This is a genomic window from Streptomyces sp. NPDC043746 (genome assembly GCF_056436485.1).
In genome coordinates this window covers 100,418-115,664 of sequence record NZ_JBWKCM010000011.1, presented here as the reverse complement: position 1 = coordinate 115,664, position 15,247 = coordinate 100,418, and the positions used below count along the sequence as shown (strand labels likewise).

General features: G+C 72.8%; 13 protein-coding genes and 1 pseudogene. 4 read left to right on the top strand and 10 right to left on the bottom strand.

Annotation, left to right across the window (positions count from 1 at the left end; genetic code table 11):
- Positions 1-25: 25 nt before the first annotated feature.
- Positions 26-586: a GNAT family N-acetyltransferase gene (locus tag AC0682_RS14810; protein ID WP_478533151.1), complete on the top strand. Its 561-nt coding sequence runs from the start codon at positions 26-28 to the stop codon at positions 584-586.
- Between the two features lie 182 nt (positions 587-768).
- Here the strand turns inward: AC0682_RS14810 and AC0682_RS14805 are convergent, their stop codons facing one another.
- A complete protein-coding gene (locus AC0682_RS14805; RefSeq protein WP_478533150.1) occupies positions 769-1,191 on the bottom strand; it encodes a MarR family winged helix-turn-helix transcriptional regulator in 423 nt (140 codons plus the stop codon).
- Between the two features lie 178 nt (positions 1,192-1,369).
- On the opposite strand from AC0682_RS14805, the gene eno reads away from it, so the two are divergent.
- Entirely contained in the window at positions 1,370-2,662 is a 1,293-nt protein-coding gene (gene eno, locus AC0682_RS14800) for a phosphopyruvate hydratase (protein WP_478533148.1), read from the top strand.
- Positions 2,663-2,938: 276 nt separating this feature from the next.
- Positions 2,939-3,733 (top strand): D-Ala-D-Ala carboxypeptidase family metallohydrolase, encoded by a 795-nt coding sequence (locus AC0682_RS14795; protein WP_478533146.1) that lies wholly within the window; start codon positions 2,939-2,941, stop codon positions 3,731-3,733.
- Between the two features lie 146 nt (positions 3,734-3,879).
- Here AC0682_RS14795 and AC0682_RS14790 read toward each other — a convergent pair whose 3' ends face one another.
- The 4 genes from AC0682_RS14790 to AC0682_RS14775 form a co-directional block, all read right to left on the bottom strand.
- Entirely contained in the window at positions 3,880-4,890 is a 1,011-nt protein-coding gene (locus AC0682_RS14790; RefSeq protein ID WP_478533145.1) for a YdcF family protein, read from the bottom strand.
- Positions 4,891-4,968: 78 nt separating this feature from the next.
- Complete coding sequence (locus AC0682_RS14785; protein ID WP_478533143.1) at positions 4,969-5,427, bottom strand: hypothetical protein; 459 nt, start codon at positions 5,425-5,427, stop codon at positions 4,969-4,971.
- A 336-nt stretch (positions 5,428-5,763) separates the two neighbouring features.
- The gene (locus AC0682_RS14780) at positions 5,764-7,299 is read right to left on the bottom strand and encodes a DUF6056 family protein (protein ID WP_478533142.1); all 1,536 of its coding nucleotides are present in this window, start codon (positions 7,297-7,299) and stop codon (positions 5,764-5,766) included.
- The gene (locus AC0682_RS14775) at positions 7,296-8,864 is read right to left on the bottom strand and encodes a glycosyltransferase (RefSeq protein ID WP_478533141.1); all 1,569 of its coding nucleotides are present in this window, start codon (positions 8,862-8,864) and stop codon (positions 7,296-7,298) included. Before AC0682_RS14775 ends, AC0682_RS14780 begins: the two co-directional genes overlap by 4 nt.
- A gap of 222 nt (positions 8,865-9,086) precedes the next feature.
- Between AC0682_RS14775 and AC0682_RS14770 the strand changes: the two are divergent.
- Positions 9,087-9,806 (top strand): annotated as a pseudogene (locus tag AC0682_RS14770) (TPM domain-containing protein); the annotation flags it as partial.
- 114 nt (positions 9,807-9,920) lie between these two features.
- Here the strand turns inward: AC0682_RS14770 and AC0682_RS14765 are convergent.
- The 5 genes from AC0682_RS14765 to AC0682_RS14745 all read right to left on the bottom strand — a co-directional run bounded on the left by AC0682_RS14765 (position 9,921) and on the right by AC0682_RS14745 (position 15,209).
- The gene (locus AC0682_RS14765; RefSeq protein ID WP_478533213.1) at positions 9,921-12,488 is read right to left on the bottom strand and encodes a SpoIIE family protein phosphatase; all 2,568 of its coding nucleotides are present in this window, start codon (positions 12,486-12,488) and stop codon (positions 9,921-9,923) included.
- Positions 12,489-12,681: 193 nt separating this feature from the next.
- Positions 12,682-13,167: an ATP-binding protein gene (locus AC0682_RS14760; protein ID WP_254811772.1), complete on the bottom strand. Its 486-nt coding sequence runs from the start codon at positions 13,165-13,167 to the stop codon at positions 12,682-12,684.
- 163 nt (positions 13,168-13,330) lie between these two features.
- The gene (locus AC0682_RS14755) at positions 13,331-13,735 is read right to left on the bottom strand and encodes an NUDIX hydrolase (RefSeq protein WP_478533212.1); all 405 of its coding nucleotides are present in this window, start codon (positions 13,733-13,735) and stop codon (positions 13,331-13,333) included.
- Between the two features lie 291 nt (positions 13,736-14,026).
- Entirely contained in the window at positions 14,027-14,233 is a 207-nt protein-coding gene (locus tag AC0682_RS14750; RefSeq protein WP_478533210.1) for an SPOR domain-containing protein, read from the bottom strand.
- Between the two features lie 223 nt (positions 14,234-14,456).
- Positions 14,457-15,209 carry a GntR family transcriptional regulator gene (locus tag AC0682_RS14745; protein ID WP_478533139.1) on the bottom strand — a complete coding sequence of 251 codons (753 nt, stop codon included), beginning with the start codon at positions 15,207-15,209 and terminating at the stop codon, positions 14,457-14,459.
- Positions 15,210-15,247 lie beyond the last annotated feature (38 nt).

Genomic DNA, 15,247 nt, shown 5'->3' with positions numbered 1-15,247 from the left:
CCCTCGGGACAGCAGAATGGTGCGCATGCCTCTGACCACCCCCACCCTGAGCACCGCCCGCCTGCGGCTGCGCCCCTTCACGGCCGCCGACGCGGACACGCTCTTCGCCCTGCACAGCAGCGCCGAGGTGATGCGCTACTGGGACTCCCCGGCCTGGACCGAACAAGCCCGCGCCGAACGCTTTCTGACGATGTGCCAGACCATGGCGGACGAGGGCTCCGGGGTACGGGTGGCCCTCGACCGGGCCTTTGACGGCACCTTCGTCGGCTGGTGCATGCTGGCCCGGTGGAACCCGGAGTACCGCAGCGCGTCCCTGGGCTACTGCCTCGACGAGACCGCGTGGGGCCACGGCTACGCGACGGAGGCCGCGCACGCCGTGCTGCGGTGGGCGTTCGACACGCTGGACCTGAACCGGGTCCAGGCCGAGACCGACACCCGCAACCTCGCGTCCGCCCGGGTGCTGGAGAAGGTGGGCTTCGTCCGGGAGGGCACCCTGCGGGAGGAGTGCGTCGTGAACGGCGAGGTATCCGACACCTGGGTGTTCGGGCTGCTCAGGCGGGAGTGGCAGCCAGAGGCAGCCCTCTGACGGGGCCGCCGCCCCCTCCCGCCGTCCGCTCCGCCCGTGGCAACGGACACGACCACGGGCCGGCCCGGGCGTCCAGCCTCCTCCGCCGCGTAGGGCCGGCGGTGACGGCCGCCCCGAGAGCGATGCGCACGACCGCTGCCCGCGAACGACTCCTCGGGGCGCACCACCAGGCCGGGGCCGGATCAGTGTGCCGCGAGCCGCTCCACCAGGCCGATCGCCCGTGCCAGCAACTCCCTCTCGTCGGGCGCCAGTTCCGACTCGATCGCGTGGGCGAGCCAGTCCGTCCTGCGCCCCCGCTCCTCCTCCAGCAGCTCCCGGCCCGCGGCCGAAAGCTCGACCAGGCTCTTGCGGCCGTCGGTCGGGTGGGCGCGGCGGGTGATCAGGCCCTGGTCCATCAGCAGGCCGACGGACCGGGCCATGGACTGCGGGCGGACCCGCTGGTCGGCCGCCAGTTCACTGGTCGTCATCGCACCACTGCGGTCCAGCGCACCGAGGACGGCCACCTGGCCGACCGGCATCTGGTCCTCACGCTTCACGCGGCGCGTGAGCTTTCCCGTCGCGGCACGCAGTTCGGCGGCGACGGCGGCGGACTCCGGAAGAGGCATACCGAATATTAACGCAGCGTAGCCAGGAGGGAAGAAGTGAACAGTTCAACTGTTCAGCTCAGCTGCGCAGCATTGCTGTAGAGTTCTTTCCGCCGGGACCAGCGCCACCGTCGCCGCAGCCGGGCCCCGGCATGTGTGCCACGGCACACGCGTGCGCCAACGGGAAGGACTCACCCCCATGACCGCCATCACCTCCGTCACCGGCCGCCACATCCTCGACAGCAGGGGCAACCCCACCGTCGAAGTGGACGTGGAACTGGTGGACGGGTCCATCGGGCGGGCCGCCGTCCCCTCCGGCGCCTCCACCGGGGCCCGCGAGGCCGTCGAACTCCGCGACGGCGACCCGGGCCGCTGGCACGGCAAGGGCGTCGACCGGGCGGTGCACCACGTCAACACGGAGCTGGCCGCCACCGCCATCGGCCGCGAGGCCGAGGACCAGGCCGGGCTCGACGCCGCCCTCGTCGCCGCGGACGGCACGCCCACCAAGTCCAGGCTCGGCGCGAACGCCGTCCTCGGGGTCTCGCTGGCCGCCGCGAAGGCCGCGGCCGCCGCTCACCGCCTGCCGCTCTTCCGGTACGTCGGCGGCTCGGGTGCCCGACTGCTGCCCGTGCCGATGATGAACATCGTCAACGGCGGCGCCCACGCCGACAACCCGCTGGACTTCCAGGAGTTCATGATCGCTCCCATCGGCGCGCCCACCTTCGCCGAGGCCGTACGGATGGGTTCCGAGGTCTTCCACACCCTGCGCCGGGACCTCCTCGCCGCCGGGCACTCCACGGGCGTCGGCGACGAGGGCGGCTTCGCGCCCTCGCTGCGCACCGCCGAGGAAGCCCTGGACTTCGTCGTCGCCGCCGTCGAGCGCGCGGGGTACCGGCCGGGAACCGACATCGGGCTGGTCATGGACCCGGCGTCGTCGGAGTTCTTCCGCGACGGCGTCTACGACTACACCGGGGAGGGCGTCCGGCGCACCCCCGCCGAACAGGTCGACTACCTGGTCAAGTTGATCGACTCCTACCCCGTCGTCTCGATCGAGGACCCGATGGCCGAGGACGACCGGGCCGGGTGGCGGGAGCTGACCGCTCGGGTCGGCGCGCGCTGCCAGCTCACCGGGGACGACGTGTTCTGCACCGACGCGGCCGTCCTGCGCGAGGGGATCGCGGCCGGTGTCGCCAACTCCGTTCTGGTGAAGGTCAATCAGATCGGCACGCTGACCGAGGCCCTGGCCACCGTCGACACCGCCCACCACGCCGGGTACACCGTCGTCATGTCCCACAGGTCCGGCGAGACGGAGGACACGACCATCGCGGATCTGGCGGTGGCCACGGGATGCGGCCAGATCAAGACCGGGTCGCTCTCCCGCTCGGACCGTACCGCCAAGTACAACCAGCTGATGCGCATCGAGGAGCAGTTGGGAGACAGCGCCCGGTACGCCGGTACGGCGGCGCTGCGGCAGCTGCGGCACCGCCCCTGACCCACCCGCCCCCGGCCCCCGGCAGCCCTGCCGGGGGCCCGGGTCGCGCGTGCCGACCCGTGACGAGAACGGCGTTCCCGACACCGAACGCCCGGCCTGTGGCAGCTTCCGGACAGCGCTCCGCGCGCGCAACCGCACCCAATTGCCGCATCGACCACCGATCGGCTTGCAGCTAGTTGTCATGGCCTTGACGCCCTCGCGCTCGCGCCACAGGCTCGGAACCGCTCAGCGAACGCTCACCGGCCGCCCCGCTCGACGACGAAGAGGTGCTGTCCCATGCGCTCACGCTCCATCGGATTCCTGCTCGCGACCTTCGCGGGCGCGGTGCTCGCCCTCGGCGGCACCTCCGCCTCCGCCGCCCCCGCCTCCCAGGACGCGGTCACCGCCCCCGCCGTGAAGGCCTCCGCCTCCGGTGACTTCGGCACGTCCGCCGCCTGCTACACCTGGAGCGGCACGCTCCGCGAGGGCTCCAGCGGAGAGGCCGTGCGCCAGCTCCAGATCCGGGTCTCGGGCTACCCCGGCACCGGGAACCAGCTCGCCATCGACGGATCCTTCGGTCCGGCCACGAAGGCGGCCGTGGCGCGCTTCCAGGCCGCGTACGGGCTGGCGGCGGACGGCATCGCCGGGACGCAGACGTTCAACAAGATCTACCAGTTGCAGAGCAGCGACTGCACCCCGGTCAACTTCACGTACGCCGAACTGAACCGCTGCAACTCCGACTGGTCCGGCGGCAAGGTCAGCGCCGCCACCGCGCGCGCCAACGCCCTGGTGACCATGTGGAAGCTCCAGGCCATGCGCCACGCCCTGGGTGACCGCCCCGTCGTCGTCAACGGCGGCTTCCGCAGCGTCTCCTGCAACAGCGCCGTCGGCGGTGCCTCCAACAGCCGCCACATGTACGGGCACGCGGCCGACCTCGGCGCCGGGTCCCAGGGCTTCTGCGCACTCGCGAAGGCCGCACGCAACCACGGCTTCACCGAGATCCTCGGCCCCGGCTACCCGGGCCACAACGACCACACCCACGTCGCCGGCGGCAGCGGCCGTTTCTGGTCGGCCCCGAGCTGCGGCATCTGACGCCTGTTCCTCGGCACCCCCACACGTGCGGGCTCTCCCCGGCCGGTCGGCCGGTGGGAGCCCGCACGTCTTCGAGGGCGTACGGGCCGGGCAGCAAGGCTCAGCCCAGGCGGTGACGCGCACCGGTCGGCGGGGCGGGCAGGGGCCTACCACCGCATCCCCACGACCACCGCCAGCGCCACGAGCAGCGTGCACAGGACGGCGTTGACGACCCGGTTCTCCCAGAAGACGGCGACGAACTCCCGGATGGTGGCGCTCGGCCAGAAGTACGCGGCGGTCGGGGAGCCGATCACCTGGCCGCGCACGCCCTCCCGGCGGGCCGTCATCGCGGCGCGGAAGGCGTGGAAGTTGTTGGTCACCACGACGCAGACGTAGCCCGCGTCGGTCCCCTCCATCAGCCGTCGGCTGAAGCGCAGGTTCTCGGTGGTCGTACGGGACCGCGACTCCTCCCGTACGAGCGCCGGGTCGGCGCCCTCCGCCACCAGCCAGCGCCCCATGGCCTCCGCCTCCGGCAGCTTCTCGTCCGGGCCCTGTCCGCCGGAGACCAGCAGCACGGGGGCGTCCGCGCCCCGCGCCGCCTGCTGCCTCTGGATGCGGAGTCCGGCCCGCAGCCGCGATGCGAGCAGCGGAGGCACCCGCTCCCCGCCGATCAGGCCGGAGCCCAGGACGACCACGAAGTCCACGTCCCCGCGCACCCGGATGCGGCCGTACAGGAAGGCGTAGGCGAGGAAGCAGAGGAAGAGGAAGGCCACGTAGCCGGTGACGAGCACGACGGCCAGGATGAAGGACTGGTACGCGTACGAGCTGCCCACGTAGTCGGCGCTGGCCACCAGTGCCAGGACGGCGAAGATGGCCAGGCCCGCCAGGCCCGACAGCAGGTTGGCCGGGCTGCGGCCCTCCTTGCGGAGCATCGTCAGTCCGTTGCCCACCAGGAAGCCGCCGAGGACCACTACCGCCAGCGCGGGGACGAGGAAGACCAGCGTGTACACCGGGACGGCCAGGTTTCCCGGCAGCCGGTCCACCTGTGTCAGCAGCGCGAACGACAGGCTCAGCACGGTCAGCCCGAGCAGCACCGCGTTGCGGAACTGGCGGCGGTCCTGCCGCACGCCCCAGCAGAACCAGAGGAGGAAGACTGCTGTCGGTACGAAGGCGATCACTGGTGACCTCGGATGCGTCGGGCCGGGAGGGAGGTGGGGGGACGCGCAAGCGGTTCGGGGCGCGGCGTGGCGGGAACGTTACTGCGCCGACCTGCGGTTCTCCTCCACCCAGTCCTCGTTCGTCTGCCAGGCGTACAGCGTGTGGTCCTCCAGCGACACGTAGTAGGAGCCACAGCGGCCCCGCGCACCGCTCGCCGCGCCGGAGGGGAACCAGGAGGCGCTGATCTCGGGGGCCGGCGCCTTCTTCGCCCCGGCGTCCAGCGGCGTACAGGAGGCGGGGAGGCCGTCGCCGCTCAGCGTGGCCTTGAGGATGCGCTCGCCGCCGGTCGTGCGCATGGCGTACTCGACGGACGCGGCGTCGTCCGGGAGCCAGCGGGGGACGGAGGGGCGCTCGGCCTTCGCGGCCTTGCCGGTGGCGTACGAGGAGGTCTGCTCATGGCGGCCCTCGTACCACTCCTTGGCCTGCGGTACGGCCACCGCACCCGCCACCCCGAGCACCACCACGGTGCCCACCACGCCCACCAGAACGCCACGCATGTCGTCTCCTGCTCTCTGCCTGTCATGGTCCGGAAGTCTTCTTGTCCCTTCCGTTTCCTTCCCTCCATCTTCGTGCGCGTATGACCGGGAAACGTCAGACTCTGAGGCGGACCCGCGTACCTCTCCGGTCGCACCTACCCCGAGTCCGCCCCGGGGCCGGCCCGAGGGACGGCTCCGCCGCCCGGCCGAGGATGTCGGCGGGCGGGCGCTCGCACCGGAGGGGCCCGGGTCCGCTTCGACCCAAGAGGTGGCTGGTCACCGCGGCCTGGCGGCGGTTCCCCCACGCGCCCCGGGAGATCCGGTCGGCAGGGGCCCCGGCCGCACTCCCCGCCCGGCTCACCTCCCGTTCGCAGGCGTGCGCGTCGCGTCCGTGACGCGTTCCAGGCCGTAGTAGTCCGCCACGCAGCCGCCCGGCCAGTAGGCGGCACCGCCCCGGCTGAACGGCTCCAGCATGCTGCTGATCACGAGCCGTTCGTACGGCAGCACGCGCTCGCCGTCCGCCGCCCCCGCCCGCAGCCGCCGGTCCTGCGCGTCCCACCTCTCCGCCCGGGCCCGCATGGTGGTGTCCAGGTCGAGCAGCGAGACCGCCGGGCCGAAGCAGACCAGCACGCAGAGCACGGCGCACCCGGCCTTCACCGGGGCCGTACGCCGTACGTACTGCCGTACCGCCAGGCCCAGCAGTGTCCCGGCCGCGACGAGGAGGATCACGTACAGCAGGAGGTAGTCGTTCCAGAGGCGGTTGGCGCTGGGGTCGCTCACGCGGTCCCGGAAGACCGGGTACGCGATCACCGTGCAGAGATAGCCGGAGACGAGCAGCGTGAGCAGGCCGGTCCAGGCGAGCAGCGGCCAGTGGGGCGACGGGCGGAGGGGGCGGCCGTCCCGGCGGGTGGCGAGCAGGCCGAGGAGCACACCGACCGCGACCGCGCCCGCGTACTGCCCCGTCGTGACGACCGTGACGGTGATCTCCGCGAAGGCGCGCAGCGAGGCGGCGAGGGAGTCGGGGGCGAGGAGGGAGGTGGTCTGGGCGCCGAACCGTTCGCGGCGGTGGATCGAGCCGGGGGAGGTGATGAGGACGAGGGCGCCCGCGGCCGTCCCGGCGATGCCCGTCGCGCACCACAGTCGGACGAACCCCCGTACCGGGGCGGGGGCGAGCCGCCCGCTCAGGAACAGCACGGCCAGCAGCACCATCACCACCACGATCGCCGTCTCCTCGGAGAGCGTGGCGACGAAGGCGCCGGCGAGCAGCGCGGCACCGAGGGCGAACCCCCGCCCGCGGCGGGTGCGGGCGAGCAGCAGCGGGACCAGCGCGGCGCAGGCCAGGACCGGGGGCAGGGTGTGGGAGACCGAGGCGGCGGGCCAGTAGAACGTCTTGTACGTGTTCGGCGTGACGAGAAGGAAGAGCGCGGCCACCATCGCGGCCAGCAGCAGCGGCAGCCCGCGCGGGACGCGGACCCCGCCCCGGCGCAGCGCCACGACGGCCACCGCCCAGAGGACGGCGAGGATGAGGACCGCGCTCACTGCCGGGAACCACTGGTGTCCGGCGACCTGGAACTTCGCGTAGGTGCCGACCAGCAGCGCGTTGGCGACCCGCCCGTTGTCGTCGAAGTAGAACCTGCCGACCAGGCCGGTGATCCCGTCGTCGCGTACGGCGGGCAGGAAGCACCAGTCGTCGGCGCTGGGCCGCACCCACCGTCCCGACCAGGACGCGGCGGCGAGCAGGACGAGGGGCGGGAGAGCGAGGGCGGTGACCCAGAGCGCGGTCCGGGGGCCGGGGCCTCCTCCCCGGGCTCGGGCCGCTTCCGGATCCGGCTCCCGGGCCCGGCCGGGGTGTGCGTTCGCCGGGGGCGTCGTCCTCGGGGTGTTCCCGCTCAACTCTTCTCCCCGGTCCTCGGTGTGAGCGTCCGGTCGGCCATCGGACGGTCCGGAGCCGGGCGGTCCGCGCCGGGCCGGTGGTCCGCCGGGTGGGTCGGCAGCGACCGCGGCCGCTGTGCCCTCTCCGGTACGGACACCTCGGCCGGGCCGGTGGTCCGGGTCCGGCGGCCGGACATGATCGCCCACCGTGCCAGCAGGAACGAGACCGGCGTGACGATGACCCCGGCCGCCAGCGCGGCGAGGTTCTTGTCCATCCCGAGAACACTGACCGCGCCGTAGAGCAGTGCTCCGGACGCCACCAGATTGACCAGGCTGGAGAGGGGATAGCGGACGAACGCACGCCAGGTGGGCTTCGTCCGGCAGGTGACGTGGGAGTTGAGGAGGAACGAGCAGACGACGCCGACCGCGTAGCCGAGGACATGGGCCACGAGGTAGGGGATCCACCGGTTCAGCGAGGCGTAGACGCCCAGGTAGGCGGCGGTGTTCACACAGCCGATGAGGACGAAGCTGCCGAACTGGCGGGCGGTACGGGACCGGGTGGAGGACGGCTCCGGAGCCGCGGACGGGTCCGCGGAACCGTCCGGCTCCCCGATGACCAGCGTCCCGGTCGGCAGCCGGCGCTCCCGCGGGGTCCGGCAGGTCGCGTCGGTCTCCCGCACGACGTACGGCGGGCGGTGCTTCGCCTCGTGGTAGATCCGGCCCACGTACTCCCCGATGACGCCGAGGGTGACCAGTTGGATGCCGCTCAGCGCGACGACGGCGGTGAGGAGGGTCGCGTACCCGGGGGTGTCCGCGCCGTGCAGGACGACGGTGATCACCGTCCACAGCGCATACGCCAGGGCCGAGAAGAGGACCCAGAAGCCGGTGTAGATGGCGAGGCGGAGGGGGCGGTTGTTGAAGGAGAGGAGCCCGTCGATGCCGTAGTTCAGCAGCCGTCTGCTGCCCCACTTCGACCGCCCGGCCACCCGCTCGCTGTTGCGATAGCGGAAGCTGACCGTGTCGAAGCCGATCCAGGAGAAGATCCCCTTGGAGAACCGGTTGCTCTCGGGGAGGGAGAGGACGCTCTCGACGGCCCGCCGGGACAGCAGCCGGAAGTCGCCCGAGCCGTCGATCAGCTCCACGTCCATGCAGCGCCGCACCAGCGCGTAGTACGTGTGGCTCAGCGTGGCGCGCACCACGCCCTCGCCCGCCCGGTCGCGGCGCGGGATGACCTGGTCGTAGCCGTGGCGGTGGAGTTCGAGCATGCGGGGGATCAGCCCGGGCGGGTGCTGGAGGTCTGCGTCCATGATGACCACCGCCGCCCCGCGCGACATGCGCAGACCGGCGAGTATGGCGGCCTCCTTGCCGAAGTTGCGGCTGAAGGCGGTGTAGCGGACGCGCCGGTCGCGCAGGGCGAGGGTGGCGAGGAGTTCCCGGGTGGCGTCGCCGCTGCCGTCGTCCACATAACAGATCTCGAACGGCGTGGAGAGCCCTTCGAGGACGGTGAGCAGGGCGCTGTGGAAGGTACCGAGCACCTCGGCCTCGTTGAAGCACGGCACGACGACGGAGAGCTGAAGGCCGGTCATGTGACATCTCCAGGCTTCGGCCGGGTCACCCACGTGGGGCCTGTCTTGTTGCGGTTTCTCTACATTTGCCCATCCCGTGTGGGAGGCCAGGGCTTCCGAGCCCGGACGCGCGGGCCGCCGCACCCTTTCATCCGAACAGCGCAGACCCGTGCGGGAGGCCGGCCGAAACTCCGGTCGCGAGGACCGGAACCCGGACATAGCCTCACGAACGTGACGCCTTTCGTGGACCGTATCCAGGGCGCCAGACCCGGCAGGGCCCTGCTCACCGGCCTGCTGGCCACGCTCGTCGCCGGGTGCTGGCTGGCTCTGCCCGGCGCCGTGGAGGCTCGCGCGGAGGACCCGGTGGAGCTGTCCCGGGACGGCCAGATCACCGACCGGGTCGGCGCGCTCCGCGACCGTGCGGACGCCGTGGAGGACGCCCTCGACCGGCTCTACGCCGAGCGGCGCATCCAGCTCTTCGTGGTGTACGTACGCGACTTCTCCGGACGGCCCGGACAGGCGTGGAGCGACGAGACCGCCGACCGCAACGGGCTGGGACAGGACGACGTGCTGCTCTCCGTGGCCACCCACGCCCGGAGTTACGCCTACTCCGTGGACGCCGACTCCCGGCTCACCGACGAGCAGTTGCGCGAGGTGGCGTCCACCGCCATCGAGCCCGCCCTGCGCAAACACGACTGGGCGGGGGCCGCGATCGGGGCGGCGGACGGGTACGTCTCCGTGCTGGCCGGGCAACCGGTGACCGCCCCCGCCATCAGCCCCGGCCCCGCCGACCCCGGCTCCGGGGCCTCCGGCCCCTCCGGCACGGGCGACTTCATCATGCCGGTGGTGGTCGTCGCGGGAGCGGGGGCGCTCGCCGTGTTCGCGTACGCCCGGCGCAGGCGGCGCTCCACGACCCGCACCACCCCCGCCGCGAGCGGATGGAGGCGGCCCCCGGGGTCGGCAGCCTCCGGCTGACGGAGCGGGACCACCAGGAGGACGTGGAGGCGGCGGCCGAGTGGGGCGCCAAGGCGTCGGCGGCCGGCCGGAAGGCGGGTTCCACGTGACGGGCCTGCCGGTTCAGTACATGCTCAGCAGCTGCTCCACCGACAGCTCCGCGGCCGGTTCCCCGTCCGGCAGGGCCAGTTCGAACCAGACGGTCTTGCCGCGCGGGGTCCGGCGCGCGCCCCAGGCGGCACTGAGCAGGCCGACCAGCTGGAGCCCGCGCCCGCCCTCGTCGGTGTCACGGGCCCGACGGCGGCGCGGCTGGACGAGTCCGGCGTCCCACACCTCGCAGACCAGGGTGCGGTCGCGCAGCAGCCGGAGCCGGATCTCGCCCTCGCCGTACCGCAGGGCGTTGGTGACCAGCTCGCTGACGAGCAGTTCCGTGGTGTCGACCAGGTCGTCCAGGTCCCAGGTCGTGAGCTGGGAGCGGGTCAGCTCGCGGGCGCGCCCCACCGAGCGGGGTTCGCGCGGCAGCCGCCAGTCCCCCACCGCCTCCTCAGGCAGGCCCTGGATCCGGGCCATCAGCAGCGCGATGTCGTCCTCGCCGTGGCGGGTGTCGAGCGTGGAGAGGACGAAGTCGCAGGCGTCCTCCAGGGGCATCTGGGGCCCCGTCAGCACGGTGCGCAGGGCGTCCAGGCCCTCGTCGAGCGGCTGGTCACGGGATTCCACGAGCCCGTCGGTGTAGAGGGTGAGCAGGGCGTTCTCGGCCAGCTCCACCTCCACCTCCTCGAACGGCTCGCCGCCCACGCCCAGCGGCATCCCGGGCGGTACGTCGATGAGCCGGGCGGGCTTGCCGGGCTCGACCACGGCCGGAGGCATGTGCCCGGCGTTGGCGAACGTGCAGCGCCGGGTGACCGGGTCGTAGACCGCGTACACACAGGTCGCCAGATACACCTCGGAGAGGTCCGCCTCGCGGGAGCGCTGCGCGGCACGGGAGGGCCACTGGGCGCCGCCGCTGCCGCCGAGCCCCTCGCTGCGCTCGCCGCCGCCCGGGGAGCCGAGGCCGCGCGCGACCTCGTCCAGGGCGGAGAGCACTTCGGCGGGTTCCAGGTCGAGCAGGGCCAGCGTGCGGACGGCGGTGCGGAGTTCGCCCATGGCGACGGCGGCCCGCAGCCCCCGGCCCATGACGTCCCCGACGACCAGGGCGGTGCGGTGGCCGGGCAGTTCGATGACGTCGAACCAGTCGCCGCCGACCTCGGTGGCCGCGTTGCCGGGAAGGTAGCGGCAGGCGATGTCGAGCCCGGCGGCCTCGGGGTCGCCGGGGGGCAGCAGGCTGCGCTGGAGGATCAGGGCGCGTTCGTGCTCGCGGCGGTAGAGGCGGGCGTTGTCGATGCAGACGGCGGCGCGGGCGGCCAGCTCGGTGGCGAGCGCCCGGTCCCGCTCCCCGAACGGCTCGCTCCCCTTCGTCCGGGAGAACTGGACGAGGCCGACGACGGTGTCGTGGGCGACCATCGGGACGGCGAGCGTGGACTGCACGAACCCCATGTCGTCGCCGGGGACGTCCTCCACGCGGCCCGAGCGCAGGGCCACCGCGCAGGGCGAGCCGAACGGGAAGCGGTGGACGGAGCCGAGCGCGGGCGGCAGGTCGTCGGGGCCCGGGACGGCGCTGCCCGCCACCGCGGTGGGCAGCGCGTCGGCGACGGCGCTGGCGTGGGCGACCCGGCGCAGCTCGGCCGAGCCGCCGCCGGACTCGCGGTGCGGGGGCGCCCAGGAGCCGGGAGCGGCCTCCTCGCCGGTGAGCAGACCCTGGTAGAGGTCGACGGCGGCCAGGTCGCAGAAGCCGGGGACGGCCACGTCGAGCAGTTCGCGGGCGGTGGTCTCCAGGTCGAGGGAGTTGCCGATGCGGGCGCTGGCCTCGTTGAGCAGGGCGAGGTTGCGGCGGGCGCTGGCGGCCTCGCGGGCGGCGATGTGGCGTCGGGTGACATCGGTGGCGAGCCCCGCGACCCCGACGGGGCGGCCGGCGCCGCTGTGCACCCGGTAGAGGTTCATGGACCAGTGGCGGCGGCCGGTGCCGCCGGGGGTGGGGCCGACCAGCTGGAGGTCGGTGACGGACTCTCCGGTCTCCAGGACGCGTTTCAGCGTGGCCCCCAGCCGTTCGGCCTCGGGGGCGGGGAGGTAGTCCTCGACCGTACGGCCCCGGTGGTCGTCGGCCGCGCCGCCGAAGACGGTCGCGAAGCGCTGGTTGGCCCGGACGACGGTGAAGTCCGTACCGAACAGCACGAAGCCGAAGGGAGATTGGCCGAATATGGCCTGCGAAGCGGCGAGGTCGGTCTCGATCCTGCGCAACGCGCGGACGTCCACGACGATACAGAGCGCGGCCCGCTCGCCCCGGGCCGTCTCACTGGGCATCACATAGACCTCGGCGAGCCCGTGCGCCCCGCCCTCGCCCGGCGTCCGGAACGGGACGAGGCCGGTCCACTCCTTGCCGTCCAGGATCTCGCCGACCCGCCGGTGGCCGTCCGAGCGCAGCTCGACGGGCATGAAGGCCTCGACCGGATCACGCCCGATCGCCTCGTCCGCGGCCATGCCGAAGAGGCCGGCGGCCCGGCGGCTCCACTGCTCGATCAGACCGTCCGGCCCGATCGAGAAGGAGGCGACCCTGATGTAGTCGTAGATCGAGCCGGGCGGACTGCTCTGCCACACGACGTCGCCCGTTGTCCCAGGTATTTCGCTCACGCGACCGTCCCCTCCAGCTCACACACCGGACCGGTCCTGCCCGCAGTATTCAGCACTACGGCCCCGACCGACACGGCGTTCACGATCACAGCACGGTCTCAGTCCCTTTCAGCCAGGTTCTGCCCGACCTCTGGTGATCGCTGTGCGTCCCTCCCCACTCCTAACCAGGCAGAGCCAGCTCGAACCACACCGTCTTGCCGCTTTTTCCGCGACGAGTCCCCCAGCGGCGTGCGGAACAGGCCACGAGCTGCAGTCCCCGGCCGCCCTCGTCGTCGGGGCCCGCGCTGCGTTCGGTGGGTGGATCCGGAAGCGGATCGGAGACTTCCACGAGCAGCCCGGGGGCGGTCGCCGGGCGGCCGGCGAGCCGGAGGTCCGTGGAGAAGTCTCCGGTCAGATCACCGGACCCGTTGCTCTCCGCCTTCGGACGCAGGCGCTCCAGCCGTACGCCGATGGGCCCGGAGGCGTGCTGGAGGGAGTTGGTGACCAGCTCGCTGACCAGCAGAACGGTCGTGTCGCCGACGGACGGGTCCAGGCCCCAGCAGTCCAGGGCGTCGCGGACGGCGTGCCGGGCGCCGCGCACGGAGCCCGGTTCGGCCGGGAAGGTCCACTCGGCGCAGTCGCCTTCGGTATCGATCACGCCGATCACTTCCCAGGGCCGACCAGGGGCTCACCCCATGGATAAATGGGGACTAAACAGCCCATACCCACCATTCATCGGTCACTACCGCACGCAGGGTTGTTTGGTGCATACGGACGCAGGGGGCGTGCCCGCGCACGAGGGCCCCGGCCCCGGCCCGGGGCCGCGCGGCTCAGCGCAGTTCGCCGGTGGCTTCGAGGTCGTCGAAGAGGAGTTGGTCCACCGGGGGCACGAGCGAGCGGTCGGCGTAGGAGAACCACGCCACCTCCTCGATCTCGCTGCTGGCGGCCAGGACACCGCGATAGTCGGCGTAGTAGCAGCTCATCCGTACGAGGGGGGCGCCCGGACCGTCATGGGCGTGCGCTTCGTACGTACCGGCGTGGACGACGGTCTCCGGGATCAGGCCGACCGTCAGCTCCTCCTCGATCTCGCGCAGCAGGGTCTGCAGGTCGCTCTCGGCGCCCTCGCGCTTGCCGCCCGGGATGTAGAAGACGTCCTTGCCCCGGGGGCGGGCGCAGAGGATCCTGCCGCCCTCGATCCGCACCCACGCCACCGTGTCGATCAGCACCGACGCCACCCGCCCATCACCGCGCACTCCACCCTCGCCCGCCCCGCGCGCCCGGGGCACCACCCGGACGGGACACCACGCCCGGAACACCGCGCCCCGGACGAGCGGGACCCTACCGCCCGCGCGGCAGGGTCCTGGAGCGCGGCTCCCCCAGGGCTCGCCCCAGCGCCCCGGCGACTCGGGCGCACCCGGGCTCGGTCGTGACGCGGCCCCAGCCCCGATCGGGGGCCGTACGGAGCTCCAGGGGCCCGTGTGCGGCCTCAAGGGCCGGGTGGGGCCACCGGGCCACCGCCCTCGACCTCAGGACCGGGCGGCGCCGCCCTGGCCCATGCGCTCCACCCGGTACACCTGGCGGTGCCTGCGGTCGTCGAGCCCGTCGGCGACCTTCTGCGCCTCGGCCTGCGTGGCGTATCTGCCGACGCGGTAGCGGTTACCGCCGTCGTCCTGCCGTATCACCAGCCACGGGAGCACGGCACCGCTGTCACTCATCGTGTCGCTCCCCCGCATATGGCCCCTCTCTCCACTGGCGTGCACGTCACTAAGGATCCCCGGGAAACCGCAGTACGCATATGCCCGAGCGTACGCCTGACCTTCACTCAGCGCAGGCGCCTTTACACAAAGAGATACGCATCCGGCCATCACGAAGGGGGCGCATCCACTGGATGCGCCCCCTGGGGAGCCTCATCACCGCTGCTCACCGACGTACCGCCGGATCCGACGGGGCGTCAACTCATCTGACCGGCAAGTGGTAAGCGACCCGGTAGCGATCGGCGGGCACCACGACGTCAGCCGTCTCCACCGCGCGCCCCGAGGCGTAGTAGGTACGCCCGATCACGATGACCACATGGCCCGGCACTCCGCCGAGCGCCAGCAACTCCTCCGCGAGCCCGGGGCGCGCGCCGACCTCCTCGGCCACGTTGTCCACGACGATGTCGATCGCCGCCATCCGGTCGACCACCCCGCAGCCGCCCAGCGGCCCCTCCTCGGGGAGCATCACCGGCGTGCGCCCGGTGACGGCGAGGGGCTCCCAGGAAGTGGAGAGCATGATCGGCTCGCCCGACTCGCGGAACACGTAGTGCGTCCGCATGACCCGGTCGCCCGGCTCGATGCCGAGCCGCTCGGCCACCTCGGCGCTGGCCCCCTCCTGCTCGCTGCGGGACTCCCAGGTCCCGCGCACCCCGTCGGCGGTCTGCTCCTGACGGAAGGGGCTGGCACCCTTCTCCGGGCGATACCCGGAGCGGGCGATCATGCGGGGGACGGGGCGCTCGCGGACGTACGTGCCGGAGCCGGAGCGGCCCTCGACCAGCCCCTCGGCCATCAGGACCTTGCGCGCCTCCAGGGCGACGGTGTCCGAGACTCCGTACTCCTCCCGGATGCGGGCCTGCGACGGCAGGCGGGTATGGGGCGGCAGCGCGCCGTTGACGATCTTCTCCCGCAGATCGCTCGCCACGCGCAGATAGGCGGGCTGCTCACCGAAAGTCACAGGCCACTCCCAACAGGTTGACAGTCTGCAACAGCCTG

What these genes read in the sequence shown, in the direction of transcription:
- AC0682_RS14775 (WP_478533141.1), bottom strand. Translation starts at nt 8,864, where the DNA reads ATGACCGGCCTTCAGCTCTCCGTCGTCGTGCCGTGCTTCAACGAGGCC.
- AC0682_RS14785 (WP_478533143.1), bottom strand. Translation starts at nt 5,427, where the DNA reads ATGCGTGGCGTTCTGGTGGGCGTGGTGGGCACCGTGGTGGTGCTCGGG.
- eno (WP_478533148.1), top strand. Translation starts at nt 1,370, where the DNA reads ATGACCGCCATCACCTCCGTCACCGGCCGCCACATCCTCGACAGCAGG.
- AC0682_RS14810 (WP_478533151.1), top strand. Translation starts at nt 26, where the DNA reads ATGCCTCTGACCACCCCCACCCTGAGCACCGCCCGCCTGCGGCTGCGC.
- AC0682_RS14805 (WP_478533150.1), bottom strand. Translation starts at nt 1,191, where the DNA reads ATGCCTCTTCCGGAGTCCGCCGCCGTCGCCGCCGAACTGCGTGCCGCG.
- AC0682_RS14795 (WP_478533146.1), top strand. Translation starts at nt 2,939, where the DNA reads ATGCGCTCACGCTCCATCGGATTCCTGCTCGCGACCTTCGCGGGCGCG.
- AC0682_RS14750 (WP_478533210.1), bottom strand. Translation starts at nt 14,233, where the DNA reads ATGCGGGGGAGCGACACGATGAGTGACAGCGGTGCCGTGCTCCCGTGG.